This is a genomic window from Alteribacillus sp. HJP-4, from assembly GCF_042139015.1.
Classification (GTDB): Bacteria; Bacillota; Bacilli; order Bacillales; family Marinococcaceae; genus JBHIKY01.
The window spans coordinates 66,990-80,005 of sequence record NZ_JBHIKY010000002.1; the positions used below are offsets into that span (position 1 = coordinate 66,990).

Below are 13,016 nucleotides of genomic sequence, written 5' to 3' on the forward strand. Positions count from 1 at the left end.
TTTCCTCCTTTGGTTTTTCCTCCGCAGCCATCGTTTTCACTCAAGACCTTACGGCACCTTTGATTGAATCAGACTGCGTGTGTAATGAACACCGTGGATTAATATACCATATGATGACCTTCAACGCAAGACAAATCAGCGATTTGTGTCCGCTTGATAAAATTTCATGAAAAGCTCGACTTCTCCTTGGCCAAGCTGCAGCAGTTTTGCGATTTCCCCTGGTTGTTTCCCCTGGGCAGCAAGAGCAAGTACCTTTGATTGATCTGATGCTTCGGCTGTATCGCCAGTTTTTGGAACCGGAGGGGCAAAGCCGGATTCTTCTTCATGAAAATCAACAGAATCCGCCGCAGGAACAGGACTCTGCTGGATTCCTCCCAGGCCTGCAGGCTGCTCAGGCGATGCCTGTCTTTTCATATTATATATAAACATTTCATTATCTTTTTTCATTTCAGCCGTGTACTTTGCCAGGAGCTCTTCAATGTCATCTTTTGCTTCAGCTACAGAAGCTGCCTCAGACTGGATCCTCTGCTGGCGCTGATATAAAAGAATGATAAGCCAAAAGCTGAGGCAGTGAAGGGCAAGACTGAAAATCAGCAGTATGATTAGCATCGAATCTTCCTAACCTGTTATGTCAATTGTTTTTCCTTTGTATGGATGTTCCATTTCTTCTGGTTTTTTCAACTGTTCTCGTCTTTGCTGCTGAGGTTGCTCCTGCTGGTCCGACCCGCCTGTATCATTACCCAGGCGGTTTTTTTCGGTCTTTTCTTTACCCTGCACCTGGGACCGCTGTTTATGCTCCGATTTCAGCTGTTCATTATTCAGCCTGTCCTGCATTGTCTGGCCGCGCTGCTGTAATTGTTCCTGCAGTTTGCCTGCATCCTGGCTCCTCGGTAATGCAACCTGCAGTTCCACACCTTTCCAGCTCAAGAATACAACCCCCTCTGAAGTTATTGAAAATTGTAAGGATCAGCGAATATTTAGAGCCACCTCCCCATTTTCAAAATACAAAGATACATTTTTATACGCCGTATTCAATTTACGAGTATATTTTCCAAAATGGAAATCAACGTTAGAATGCACTGTATGATCTATCCATACAATTCCTTTTTCTTCATTTTCAGAAACCTCTTTCCATTCGTCAACCTCTTCCATTGCTTCTTTTGCCCGCTTTTTCCACATTTCTATCGTATTTCTTGCTCGGAGCTTCATAATTCTTTCTTTTGAAGACAGGGGCTTCTGATCAGCTTTTTTCGCAAGTGCCTGCACGAGGGCATCCAATTTTTTCAGTTCCTCATTTGCTTTCCGTAAGATATTTGTAAGATGTTTCTGCTGGTCCAAATAATGCTTTGAAAGACCGATATAAAATGACGTCGGTGTATTCATGATGTTCCCGGCTTCTTTTACATGAATTTTATGCACAGCTGAAATACTCCCTCCAACGACCTGGCCTTTTCCTGCATTGCATATTATACTGTCGCCCGATTCACAATAACTGTGCATTATCATCTGTTTAACTTGAATCAATCCACCAGCCTTTACATAAGCTTCGTTAATAAAAGTGGTGACCACATCTTTTCCGGCTGTCACGGAGCCTTTATGCTGAGCCGTCACCCCAGCTCCAATATGTATGGATCCGCCTGCTTCCAAAAATGCTCCTTCCACTGTCCCAGAAATGCGTATATCCCCCTCTGCTTTTACCGAAAATCCAGAAAGGACATTGCCTTTTACAGTGACATTCCCGGTGAAGGTTATATTGCCTGTTTTCATTCCTACATCGCCATTTATCTCATAGAGTGGATACACGTGAATAGTTCTTTTATGAACACTAATCTGGCCGGAGGCGACAGCAAATAATTTTCTGCCCTCCACTCGTGTATTTTCCCCTGGATAAAGCGAAAAATCCTTTCCCGGTGCTGCGTCTACGGTTTTTCCATCAATTGTTTTCCCTTTTGTGCCGGGAGTAGCTTCAACTTTCTCCCCGGCTAAATCACCCTGTGAGACCATCGGAATGTCTATTACCGCTTTTAAATCCACGTCACCTTCAGACGTCTGATTGCTGCTTTTGCTAAAGCTCGAACGCATGTAGGCATCTCTTCCCCTGATCGGTTCTACGCCGCGGGCAATAATAATAGGAAATGCTGTCTCGTGTGGTGACGGAACAATTTTTTCTAATACCGCCTCCACGATTCCAAACCGGACTCCATATTCCTCGAGAAATAAAATCCAATCTTCCCTCGTCCACGCTGTATTACTTTCTAAAGATGCCACAGTGGTCAGCACGGCTTTTTGAAAATCAGGTGTTATTTCAATTTCAAAATAATCTTGTATTTTTTCTGACATCCTACCCGCCTCTTTTTCTCCATTGTTCCAAAAGTACCTGTGCCTGACCTGAATTTCTTTAATTCCAGCGCTTTTCAAGTACCTGTTTTAATCGAAACAATGCTTTGGAATGAATCTGGGAAATACGAGAAGTGGACAGTCCCATAATTTCTCCAATTTCAGTTAGTGTCATATCCTCTTCATAAAATAAACCGACAACAGTTTGCTCTTTTTTCGATAAATCCTTCATTACAAGAATAAGTTCAGCTACTGCTGCCTTTTTCATTACCTCCTCTTCCGGTGATGCAGCTGAACGGTCTTCTATTGCTGCGCTGTAGGTTTCCTCCCGCTCCCCTTCGGATGTTTCCTCGTCAATCGATAACGTATTCGCATAAAAGCTCTCTGCAGACACTTTCCGGACTTCATCTACTGTCATGTCTATTTCTGTTCCAACTTCCTCTTCAGTTACGTGACGCCCATAACGCTGTTCAAGCTGCTCCATCGTTTCTTCGATTTTTTTTGCTTTATCCCTCAATGAACGAGGCATCCAGTCTTCATGCCGCAGGCCATCTAGAATCGCTCCGCGGATCCGGAAAGAAGCATACGTATCAAACTTTAATTCGCGGCTGAAATCAAATTTATTCATCGCATCATATAACCCAGATAAACCATGGCTGATCAGGTCCTGTCGCGATACATTCTGCGGGAGCCCGGCTCCTATCCGCTGAACGTGGTAGTGAACGAGGGGCTGGTAGACCTCCACAAGCTCATTAGCTGCTTCCCTATTTCTTTCCTTCAACCATTTATTCCAGAGTTCATGGTGGGCATGCGGTGTTGTCCGAGGCATAAACGCACTCCTTTCACTGAGGTTTTATTCTTTGAATCTACTGTTCTTATAAAACTTTTTCCCCTCTATGGACGATTCTAATAGACAGAGTCGAATCCTCCGGGTCAAATTCTATTGTTCTGCCTTTGCTGCCTCCTGTATCCTCTCCCTCCAGCCGGACGCGGTGCAGGGCCAGGATTTTTTTCACCGCCTCCGCATTTCTCGGACCGATCCGCATCATTTCTGAAGTATGCGAAGAAGCCGCAAACATCTGGGCGCCCCCTGCCATTTTTGCTGTAAGCTGGTAAGAACGGAGCCCCAGATGTTGAAAATAAGTAAACATGTCTTCAAGTGCCGAATCTGCGAATTTAGCACGATTCCATTCTTTTTGTCTCGCCATCGAAGAATCAGGGAGCATTATATGTGCCAGTGCTGCAATTTTTCTTCGTTTTTCGTACACTACTACTCCAATACATGAACCGAGTCCGGAGGTCCGCAGTGTATCTGGTGCAGCTGTCGATTTCCAGTCCGCCATCCCTACTTTTACGATCTGGCCTTTCTGCATTTGTTTATTCATCAATCTGGACTCCTAAAGCAGCAAATATTTTGTGAAAAGAATCTGGATCGGGCAGGAGAAAAAATTGACCAAAGACCGATCCTCTCTGCCTGCCTTCTTCTCTAACCTCCGTATCAATAATAATGGCGTAATCTGCAAAAGCAGACAGTTCAGCCAACCCTGCCCCTACGAGAGCACCTGCCATATCGACTGCCATAGCGGGGACTGAAGGCTGCATGTTAATATTTGTGAAATCTGACAAGGCGGATAAATAAGATCCAGCTAAAATGTTACCAAGCTCCTGCAGTGCGGACACGGCCAGATCATCCTCATAAATTTCCCACTGCTTTCCTGCGGCCTGTCCTATCATAGCTGCTGCAAGCCGGACTGCTTCCTGTTCCGGGATAATCAAAAACATTGTGCCTGGAGCCTCTCCGTAAATTCGCAGAAATGTAGCAGCAACAATTTTTTCTTCTCCTCCCGCCAGTTTTGTTATTTCCTCAAATTCCACTATCCTCACTGAAGGAACTGACATATCAATTTTTCTATTAAGCAGACTTGATAATGCTGTGGCTGCATTTCCGGCTCCTATATTTCCTGCTTCCTTCAGCACATCAAGATAAAAGGGGGAGAAATTTTTCAAATTTGTCATCATTGTCCACACCTTTCTAATCCTTTTTGAAATAATGATTTATAAAAGGAGCTATTTCATGAAGACGCAGACTGATATCGGCTCCTGCTTCTTCTCTGGCAGCTTTTGGCATCCCATACACTACTGCGGTTTCTCTTGATTCAGAAATACTTATGCTTGTCCTCTCTGCTTTGATACGTATCAGTCCTTCTTTCCCATCACTTCCCATACCGGTTAAAACAACTGCCACCACACCCCAGTTTTTGAGTGAAGAGAGCGAGGAGAAAAGTACATCAACAGAAGGACGGTGACCGTTTACCGGCATATCTTCTGTCACCTTCGTTACCAGCGCTGAGCCCATGTTTATGATACGAAGATGTTTCCCCCCGGGAGCTATATATGCCGTACCTTTTTGAATAATTTCCGCATCGGAAGCTTCTTTCACAATGATGCTGCTCAGTTGATTAAGTCGTTCTGCCAGCGAGCGTGTAAAAGTCGACGGCATGTGCTGTACGATAACGATCGGGGCATCAACATGGGTATCCAATAATGGAAGGATGTGCTGTAACGCTTTTGGTCCGCCTGTTGAAGTGCCGATCGCAATTATTCTGTTCGCAGGCAGAACCACTTCCTCAAATACAATAGGCTCAATATTTTGACGATGTATGATATTTGCAGAGGATAGGTTCGCCCCTGAAGCGGCACGCAGCTTCGCGGTCAGTTCTTTTTTTATTTTGTAAAGATCCGGTGAGAACGACCCAGATGGCTTTGCAATAACATCCACCGCTCCAATTTCCAACGCCCGGAGAGTGTGCCGGGCTCCTTCACTGGTAAGAGAGCTGACCATCACGACCGGAATTCTAAATGTATTCATGATTGCCTGTAACGTTTCAATTCCATTTAACTTCGGCATTTCAACATCAAGAGTGATGACATCCACAGTAATAATTTCAAGCTTCAGCAGTGCATCTCTGCCGTTACGGGCAGTGGCGGCAACTGTCATATCAGGTTGTTCTTCAATGAAATCCGTCAGCAGTTTTCTCATGAATGCAGAGTCATCAACAACCAGTACCCGGATCATCCTCCCCGCCTCCGTTGAAAAATAGATTTTATTTGATTTATAAATTGTGGAAACCCGGATGGCTGAACCGGACGTTCCTGGCCAAGATACCGGGCTGTAAAACTGCGGACTGCAAGAGAAGCTTCACTGCCCGGTGCATCCAGATAAAATGGCTTCTGTTTTTTTACGGAAAGAAGCACTGCCTTGTCAGACAGAACAGATCCAAGTATCGTAATTTTTTTCATTAGAAATTTTTCTGAAACTCTCTGGAAGTTTTCCGCTGTGCTGTTGCCTTCCAGTTTTGTTTCTGCTTTATTTACAATGAGCGAACAGGGAAGGGAGACATCCTTTTTATGAATGTGCTTTAGCATCGCATAAGCATCCATCATCGCCGGTGGTTCCGGCGTGGTGATCATGATTGTTTCATTCGCTGAGAGAATAAAACGAAGACTCTCTTCCGATACTCCAGCCCCCATATCAAATAAAATAAAATCATAATGGCCGTACAATCTTGCCAGCTGCCCGCTGAATCGCTCTTGGTTATCCTCTGTCATCGCAAAAAGCTCAGCCAGCCCCGATCCTCCAGGAACGAGGTCGACACCGCCGGGTCCTTCCGCTAAAATATCCCAGATAGACACTTCTTCTTCCACCATATCAAGCAGAGTTCTATCGGGGCTTATCCCCATTAAAATATCAAGATTTGCCATCCCAATATCCAAATCAAAAATCATTACTTTTTTTCCTTGTTCACTTAATGCGAGCGCAAAATTTAAAGTGATATTGGATTTTCCCACTCCCCCTTTTCCGCTGATTACTGCAATGATTCGCGCGGAGCGCCGAGAATAATGAAGCGCTTTTTCTTTTCTAAGGTTTTCTGCCTGATCATTCATCTGCATACTCCTTCATTACCCATCCGGTAATTGTCTTTGGAGCCGGACTGATCATGTCATCAGGCACATTTTGACCATTTGTTACGTAAGCAATTCCGGTATTCCCCTCGCTGATCATGTTAATCATCGCTCCGTAATAAGATGTTTCATCTTTTTTTGTAAAGATAAATCGATCAATCGGCATCATGGAAAATTGTTCGAAAATTTTCTTCATGTCCTGGTATTTTGAAGTTAATGATAATACGAGATATGTTTCCATATCATCATCAAAATCGATGACTTTACGAAGCTCTTCGACATAAAGCCTGTTTAAAAAATTTCTTCCTGCAGAATCGACTAGAATTAAATCGACATTGATGAATTTTTCTTTTGCCTGTTTAAAATCTTCGATGGAGTAGGCTACTTCAAGCGGAATATCCAAAATCCTGGCGTATGTTTTTAGTTGTTCAACTGCAGCAATTCGATACGTATCTGTCGTAATAAATGCTACAGTTTTTTTCAGTTCCAGGTGATAGTAAGCGGCTATTTTGGCCAATGTGGTCGTCTTGCCCACCCCTGTCGGACCTATTAAATTAATAATTTTTTTTGGGTCAGTGGACGGACCGTGTTCCACGCTGGAAATTTCTTTATTTATATAGTCTTCGGCCCATTGAAATACTTCCTGCTCCGCTTCTTTCTCCTCATGCTGGTACCATTGCCTGATTAAATAGCCTGCCAGCTTCTGCCGGATCGGTGCGGCCACCTCCTGATTTTTCAACTTTTGATCAATCAGCTGTAAAGCCTGAGGATATTCGGGCTGATTCGTACTGCTGCTTTCGACAAGAGTCTTGATTTGATTTTTAATGTCTTGAAGCTCTTTCGCCTCAGGTGCAGGGGTCTGTGAAACCTGATTGTTCCGGGCATCAGCCCCATAAACGGCTTCCTGTTTTTGTTCTGGGGACGAATGGCCGGCAGACAGACGACGCTGCTGGGTTTCATCAACGGCAGCTATTACTTCCATGCTTTTTTTTGTGAACCATCCGAACATACCGCCAGTATTAACAGATCTGGAATTTAAAATTACTGCCTGTTCTCCAAGTTCATCTCTAATTTTTTTCATTGCTTCAGGCATATCTTTCGCCGTGAATTTTTTCACCTTCATTCTGCATTCACCACTCCTACGCTTTGTACTTCAACATCAGGTTCTAATTCGTTGTAGGATATAACAGACACCTGCGGAAAAAATTTCTCGATCAGCTGGCGGAGATACATCCGGACAGCCGGAGAACAGAGAAGAATCGGAGACTGCCCCATTTCGGAAATGCGTTCTGCTTCTCTTCCAATTTTATCGATCAATGACTGCGAGTCCTTTGGATTCATCGCCAGATAATTACCGTGTTCGGTCTGCTGCACTGCATCCGCCACTTGTTTTTCAGCTGATCCGCTTACTGTGACAACATACAGCGGCTCTCCAGGAGCAGATACCTGTTTTGTTATTTGCCTTGCCAGGGCCTGCCTGACATACTCTGTCACAAGATTCATATCTTTCGTCATTGGGCCAAATTCAGCCAGAGTTTCAAATATAGTCGGCAGGTTTCTGATAGATACTTTCTCTTTCAAAAGATTGGAGAGCACCTTCTGTATTTCTCCCAGACTCAATGGATTCGGGGTGACTTCCTCGACGAGTGTCGGGTAAGTTTCCTTTAAATGTTCGACAAGCTGCTTCGTTTCCTCTCGGCCAAGAAGTTCGTGGGCGTGAGCTTTGATCACCTCCGTCAGGTGAGTGGAAACAACAGAAGGCGGGTCCACAACGGTGTAACCGGCAAGCTCAGCATGCTCTTTCGTTTCCTCACCGATCCAGATTGCCGGGAGTCCAAATGCAGGCTCTGTGGTTTCGATACCACTTATCGAATCGTCATCGACACCTGGGCTCATTGCCATATAGTGATCAAGCAGGAGCTCGCCATGGGAAACCTCATTTCCCTTCAGTTTGATTACATATTCATTCGGCTGAAGCTGAATATTATCGCGTATCCGGATTACAGGTACTATCATGCCCATTTCCAAAGCGAGCTGCCTGCGGATCATCACTACTCTGTCAAGCAGATCGCCGCCCTGGTTCGCATCAGCCAGCGGGATAAGACCATAGCCGAATTCAAATTCGACAGGATCTATTGTTAACAGACTCACTACGTTCTCAGGGGATTTCATATCCTCTCCGCTGTCTTCAGATTCTGTTACTTCCTTTTCAATATCGCGTGTCTGCTGCTCGGTACGCCTGATCATTAATCCGACAAGTGTGATAAGCGCAGCAATGATTGCAGTCAGAATAATAGTGATCGGAGTAAAAACACCAAGGAAGAATATCGCCCCGGCAGCAACAAACAGCATCGTTGGAAACGCAAACAGCTGCTTTGTAATATCATGTCCGAGATTTCCTTCAGAAGCCGCTCTCGTTACGATTATCCCTGTGGCCGTCGATACGAGAAGCGCAGGAATCTGACTGACGAGACCATCTCCGACAGTGAGCAGAGTGTAAGTGTTTGCAGCCGTTCCAACATCCATGGCATGTTCGGTCATGCCAATTACTATTCCAAAAATCATATTGATGATAACAATAACAATCCCGGCAATAGCATCTCCTTTTACAAATTTGCTCGCTCCGTCCATGGAACCATAAAAGTCAGCTTCCCTCTCAATTTTTTCCCGGCGGTCTTTTGCCTCCTGCTCTGAGATCATCCCGGCGTTTAAATCTGCATCGATACTCATTTGTTTACCCGGCATCGCATCGAGGGTAAATCGTGCTCCTACTTCTGACACACGCTCCGCCCCTTTTACAATGACGACGAATTGAATAATGATTAAAATAAGAAAAACCACAAACCCGACGAGCGCGCTCCCCTGGATAACAAAATTTCCAAACGTTTCGATAACATTTCCTGCCTCAGCATTTCCGAGAATCGAACGGGTAGTAGAAACGTTCAGTCCGAGACGAAACAAGGTCACAAGCAGCAGAAGTGTTGGAAAAATGGAAAATTCGAGCGGTTCCTTCGTGTTCATAGATACGAGAATAATGATGAGGGCAAGAGAAATATTAACAATAATAAGAATATCGAGAATAACCGTCGGCAACGGAATAATAAGCATAATAACTATCAAAATAACACCAAATAATACTGAAAACTCTCTTGCACCCATATACCTGCTCCTTTTTCGGTCTGAAAGTTACTTTACATTAGTTCATTTTTCAAACGGTACACATACGCGAGAACCTCCGCCACCGCCTTAAATAATTCCTCAGGAACTTCATCCCCGATCTCCGCCTGTGCATACAAAGCCCGGGCGAGCGCCTTGTTTTCCACTAGGATGACTTCGTGCTGTTTGGCAAGCGTTCGAATACGAAAGGCTACAAAATCAGCACCTTTAGCAGTAATTACAGGAGCTGCCATTTCACTGTCCTCGTAACGGAGGGCAATCGCAAAATGAGTTGGGTTGGTGATGACGACATCTGCTTTCGGCACCTCCTGCATCATCCTCTGCATAGCCATATCCATTTGCTTTTGACGTCTTTTTGACTTAATGAGCGGATCGCCTTCCATTTTTTTATGTTCATCTTTCACATCCTGTTTCGACATCCTAATCTGTTTTTCATGATCATATTTTTGATAGATATAATCAGGAATAGCCAGAAAAAGAAGCAGCATTGCCACCGAAACCCCAATAATGCCAGTTAATCGCGCCACCTCGGCAAAGCCGGTTTCGACACTTTTCTGTGATAAAAATAACAGGGAATCAAGACTGATCCATAGAATCGAAAAAACGAGTATTCCGACGAGTGTTATTTTTAACAGCGACTTCATTAATTCCACAAGTGCCCGGATTGAAAAAATCCGCTTAAAGCCGCTGATCGGATTAATTTTTTCCAGCTTCATTGCAATTGATTCCGGCGTATACTTAAACCCGACCTGCACGGCGGAAGCTCCAAAACCGATAACCATTGCTACGAGCATAATTGGAATGAGAACAAACGTTGATTCAAGTGCGATTTCTTCAAAAATCGGGATGATAGAAGCTTCATTTACGTCCCATAAAATGTATTCACTGTACACATGCTGAAGCATATCGTGTAAATATTCACCGAGCACCCTCCCGTAAAAAAACATAAAAAGAAATACAGCCAGCATTACAAGAGCAGTGTTAACATCAGAGCTTTTTGCTACCTGGCCTTTTTGTCTCGCATCCTGTCTTTTTTTTGGACTTGCTTTTTCCGTTTTTTCCTGGGAAAAATATTGCAGATCCAGACGATATCTCATGATTTGTTATGCTCCTCCCAGCAATGCCATTAATGTCCTCATGGCAGAGAACGTTTCATCAAATAAATTATCCACAGCCATAAAAAATGCCGGCATACTGATCATCAAAAGCGGGAGCCCGACGAATATTTTCAATGGCAGACCTACGACAAACACATTCATCTGCGGTACTGCTCTTGACATCATTCCAAGGGCAATATCCACAAGAAATAAACTGCCTACAATAGGAAAGCTCATTTGAAAAGCAATCATAAACATTGTGCTGAAGGATTCCAATATATGAACAGCAACAGCCTCGTTGCCAAAGGGCAGGAATACCTGATCCACTGGAATATATTCATAGCTGTAATAAATTCCGTCCAGAATGAGGTGATGTCCGTCAATGACAATGAGAAATAATAAAGCAAACGTGTAAAGATACCCTCCGAGCAGCGGGCTTTGTGCCCCGGTCTGCGGATCAATTACATTTGCCACAAGAAACCCAAACACAATGTCTAAAAACATACCGGCAACCTGGACTGCATAGATGAGAATTGCTGCAAGAAGCCCAATGCTTAACCCGACAAGCAGTTCCTTAAAAATAAGCAAAAAATATGTACTGTTCATTTCAAGTTCGAGAGGTTCGATAGTAAAAACAATAATAAATGCAAAAAACACGCCGAGTCCTACTTTAAACGTTGCCGGAATTGTCCGATATGTAAATAAAGGCATCGTCGTGAAAAAAGCAAGCACGCGGACAACCACTAATAAAAATAACGGAAATTGATTGAGCCACTGTAGATCCATCACAACTAACCTATAAACTCATGCAGATTACTGAAAATCTGATAAGTGAAATTCACGAGCTGTGACAGCATCCACGGCCCGAATAATACAAGGCAGCCCAGCACGCCGAGAATTTTTGGGATGAACGCCAGAGTCTGCTCCTGAATCTGGGTGGTGGCTTGAAAAATAGCAACACCAAAGCCCAGCACGAGCGCTACTACCAGAAGTGGACCTGCCACCAAAAAAACTACCCATACACCATTTTCAGCGAGGCTTATTACTGTTTCCGCAGTCATTTCATCACCTTCTAAAAGCTTATTAGCAAAGACTCAACGATTAAATACCAGCCATCAACAAGAACAAACAGTAAAATCTTAAAGGGCAGGGAGATCATGACCGGCGGAAGCATCATCATTCCCATCGACATCAATACACTTGCTACTATCATATCGATAACTAGAAATGGTACAAAAATTAAAAATCCGATTTGAAATGCTGTTTTTAATTCACTGATCGCAAAGGCTGGAATTAATGCTGTAAGTGGTATATCATTCAGTGTTTCCGGCTGATCCATACCGGCGTAGCCCATAAATAGGCTCAAATCCTTTTCTCTCGTATGATCGGCCATAAATTCCTTCATCGGGGCCGCCCCCTGCTCAAATGCCTCTTCCTGATTCAGTTCTCCATCCAGCAATGGAGTAAGTGCCTGCTCATTCACTTCTGAAAAGACCGGAGCCATGATAAAGAAAGTCATGAATAATGCAAGACTGATCAATACCTGATTGGGCGGCATCTGCTGGGTAGCCAGTCCCATTCTTACGAAGGAAAGTACAATTACAATTCTCGTAAAACTCGTCATTAATATTAAAATCGCTGGAGCAAGCGATAGTATCGTAATTAAAAAAATTAACTGAAGCGTCGTGGACAGAGCTTCCGGATCATCACTTGTCAGCGCTCCCAAATCGAGTCCAGGTATGAAAAAGATCATTTGTCATGCTCCTTTGTCCGGCTCCCTGCCTTCGCCCGCGCTTTTTTCATATCGTTCAGTTGATTCTCAAGCATCTCTTGAAAGGAACGGTCATCTGACCGTCTGGTGGTGCTCTCTCCAAAAGAAGCTATTTTCAATTTCTCAAAAAATGAAGATTTCCCCGATGAGCTACGTGGTTCATTCTGCTGAAGCAGCAGTTCTCTTTCCTTTTTATCTTCAATTTCTGTAAGCATCTGTATGGACTCACCAACACCTACAACGAGCAGTCTGTCTCCTACCCTGACAAGCTGTACTGACTTGTTTTGTCCAAGGGGAACTCCGCCGATGTTCTGAAGCGTCTGATGAGATTGATAATTCTGCGATTTTCTTCCTAAAAATTTTAACAGAAAATACATAATTGCGATGACGACAGCCAGAGCTGAAAATAATTGAAGCAGGACTGCAAAAATACTGCGGTCTTCCATCAGTAATTCATCCTCCGAATTCTGAGGGGCATGATTCTCCTGCTCTGCTCCCTCCGCAGGATCACTATTCACTTCTTCACCGGGCTGGTCACCGTCCTCAAGAATCTCACTGATAGTACGGTTCTCATTTGAAGCATTGCCCGGTTGCGGTGCGGAGGCAAAGACTGTCATAATGAAAAATAAAATCATGGTGATCTTCCATATCTTCACGTTAGTCCTCCCACC

General features: G+C 44.0%; 15 protein-coding genes. All 15 read right to left on the reverse strand.

Translation table 11 applies throughout. The features are described from left to right. Positions 1 to 135: 135 nt before the first annotated feature. The 15 genes from ACE4RR_RS01770 to fliO are packed head-to-tail and all read right to left on the reverse strand — an operon-like array spanning position 136 to position 13,001. The gene (locus tag ACE4RR_RS01770) at positions 136 to 609 is read right to left on the reverse strand and encodes a DUF6115 domain-containing protein (protein WP_375533675.1); all 474 of its coding nucleotides are present in this window, start codon (positions 607 to 609) and stop codon (positions 136 to 138) included. A 9-nt stretch (positions 610 to 618) separates the two neighbouring features. After that, positions 619 to 927 carry a hypothetical protein gene (locus ACE4RR_RS01775; RefSeq protein ID WP_375533676.1) on the reverse strand — a complete coding sequence of 103 codons (309 nt, stop codon included), beginning with the start codon at positions 925 to 927 and terminating at the stop codon, positions 619 to 621. A gap of 39 nt (positions 928 to 966) precedes the next feature. Next, positions 967 to 2,340 carry a flagellar assembly protein A gene (locus ACE4RR_RS01780; RefSeq protein WP_375533677.1) on the reverse strand — a complete coding sequence of 458 codons (1,374 nt, stop codon included), beginning with the start codon at positions 2,338 to 2,340 and terminating at the stop codon, positions 967 to 969. Between the two features lie 58 nt (positions 2,341 to 2,398). Next, positions 2,399 to 3,166, reverse strand: a complete 768-nt coding sequence (locus ACE4RR_RS01785) for a FliA/WhiG family RNA polymerase sigma factor (protein WP_375533678.1) — start codon at positions 3,164 to 3,166, stop codon at positions 2,399 to 2,401. Between the two features lie 46 nt (positions 3,167 to 3,212). Next, positions 3,213 to 3,722 (reverse strand): chemotaxis protein CheD, encoded by a 510-nt coding sequence (locus ACE4RR_RS01790; protein ID WP_375533679.1) that lies wholly within the window; start codon positions 3,720 to 3,722, stop codon positions 3,213 to 3,215. After that, entirely contained in the window at positions 3,715 to 4,353 is a 639-nt protein-coding gene (locus tag ACE4RR_RS01795) for a chemotaxis protein CheC (protein WP_375533680.1), read from the reverse strand. The genes ACE4RR_RS01790 and ACE4RR_RS01795 overlap by 8 nt, the downstream gene beginning before the upstream one ends. A 16-nt stretch (positions 4,354 to 4,369) precedes the next feature. After that, complete coding sequence (locus ACE4RR_RS01800; protein WP_375533681.1) at positions 4,370 to 5,413, reverse strand: protein-glutamate methylesterase/protein-glutamine glutaminase; 1,044 nt, start codon at positions 5,411 to 5,413, stop codon at positions 4,370 to 4,372. Continuing rightward, a complete protein-coding gene (locus ACE4RR_RS01805; protein ID WP_375533682.1) occupies positions 5,410 to 6,282 on the reverse strand; it encodes a MinD/ParA family protein in 873 nt (290 codons plus the stop codon). The genes ACE4RR_RS01800 and ACE4RR_RS01805 overlap by 4 nt, the downstream gene beginning before the upstream one ends. Continuing rightward, positions 6,275 to 7,423, reverse strand: coding sequence for a flagellar biosynthesis GTPase FlhF (gene flhF / locus ACE4RR_RS01810; RefSeq protein ID WP_375533683.1), 1,149 nt, complete (start codon positions 7,421 to 7,423; stop codon positions 6,275 to 6,277). Before flhF ends, ACE4RR_RS01805 begins: the two co-directional genes overlap by 8 nt. After that, a complete protein-coding gene (gene flhA / locus ACE4RR_RS01815) occupies positions 7,420 to 9,459 on the reverse strand; it encodes a flagellar biosynthesis protein FlhA (RefSeq protein WP_375533684.1) in 2,040 nt (679 codons plus the stop codon). The genes flhF and flhA overlap by 4 nt, the downstream gene beginning before the upstream one ends. Positions 9,460 to 9,491: 32 nt before the next feature. After that, positions 9,492 to 10,574, reverse strand: coding sequence for a flagellar biosynthesis protein FlhB (gene flhB, locus ACE4RR_RS01820; RefSeq protein ID WP_375533685.1), 1,083 nt, complete (start codon positions 10,572 to 10,574; stop codon positions 9,492 to 9,494). A 6-nt stretch (positions 10,575 to 10,580) separates the two neighbouring features. Next, positions 10,581 to 11,360, reverse strand: coding sequence for a flagellar biosynthetic protein FliR (fliR, locus tag ACE4RR_RS01825; protein WP_375533686.1), 780 nt, complete (start codon positions 11,358 to 11,360; stop codon positions 10,581 to 10,583). A 5-nt stretch (positions 11,361 to 11,365) separates the two neighbouring features. After that, positions 11,366 to 11,635, reverse strand: a complete 270-nt coding sequence (fliQ, locus tag ACE4RR_RS01830) for a flagellar biosynthesis protein FliQ (protein ID WP_375533687.1) — start codon at positions 11,633 to 11,635, stop codon at positions 11,366 to 11,368. Between the two features lie 11 nt (positions 11,636 to 11,646). Beyond that, complete coding sequence (fliP, locus tag ACE4RR_RS01835; protein ID WP_375533688.1) at positions 11,647 to 12,327, reverse strand: flagellar type III secretion system pore protein FliP; 681 nt, start codon at positions 12,325 to 12,327, stop codon at positions 11,647 to 11,649. Next, positions 12,324 to 13,001: a flagellar biosynthetic protein FliO gene (gene fliO, locus ACE4RR_RS01840; RefSeq protein ID WP_375533689.1), complete on the reverse strand. Its 678-nt coding sequence runs from the start codon at positions 12,999 to 13,001 to the stop codon at positions 12,324 to 12,326. Before fliO ends, fliP begins: the two co-directional genes overlap by 4 nt. Positions 13,002 to 13,016: the final 15 nt, after the last annotated feature.

Coding starts and splice junctions, on each gene's coding strand:
- ACE4RR_RS01785 (WP_375533678.1), bottom strand. CDS start 3,166: ATGCCTCGGACAACACCGCATGCCCACCATGAACTCTGGAATAAATGG.
- ACE4RR_RS01790 (WP_375533679.1), bottom strand. CDS start 3,722: ATGAATAAACAAATGCAGAAAGGCCAGATCGTAAAAGTAGGGATGGCG.
- ACE4RR_RS01780 (WP_375533677.1), bottom strand. CDS start 2,340: ATGTCAGAAAAAATACAAGATTATTTTGAAATTGAAATAACACCTGAT.
- ACE4RR_RS01795 (WP_375533680.1), bottom strand. CDS start 4,353: ATGACAAATTTGAAAAATTTCTCCCCCTTTTATCTTGATGTGCTGAAG.
- ACE4RR_RS01805 (WP_375533682.1), bottom strand. CDS start 6,282: ATGAATGATCAGGCAGAAAACCTTAGAAAAGAAAAAGCGCTTCATTAT.
- flhF (WP_375533683.1), bottom strand. CDS start 7,423: ATGAAGGTGAAAAAATTCACGGCGAAAGATATGCCTGAAGCAATGAAA.
- fliP (WP_375533688.1), bottom strand. CDS start 12,327: ATGATCTTTTTCATACCTGGACTCGATTTGGGAGCGCTGACAAGTGAT.
- flhA (WP_375533684.1), bottom strand. CDS start 9,459: ATGGGTGCAAGAGAGTTTTCAGTATTATTTGGTGTTATTTTGATAGTT.
- ACE4RR_RS01770 (WP_375533675.1), bottom strand. CDS start 609: ATGCTAATCATACTGCTGATTTTCAGTCTTGCCCTTCACTGCCTCAGC.
- ACE4RR_RS01800 (WP_375533681.1), bottom strand. CDS start 5,413: ATGATCCGGGTACTGGTTGTTGATGACTCTGCATTCATGAGAAAACTG.
- fliQ (WP_375533687.1), bottom strand. CDS start 11,635: ATGACTGCGGAAACAGTAATAAGCCTCGCTGAAAATGGTGTATGGGTA.
- flhB (WP_375533685.1), bottom strand. CDS start 10,574: ATGAGATATCGTCTGGATCTGCAATATTTTTCCCAGGAAAAAACGGAA.
- fliR (WP_375533686.1), bottom strand. CDS start 11,360: ATGGATCTACAGTGGCTCAATCAATTTCCGTTATTTTTATTAGTGGTT.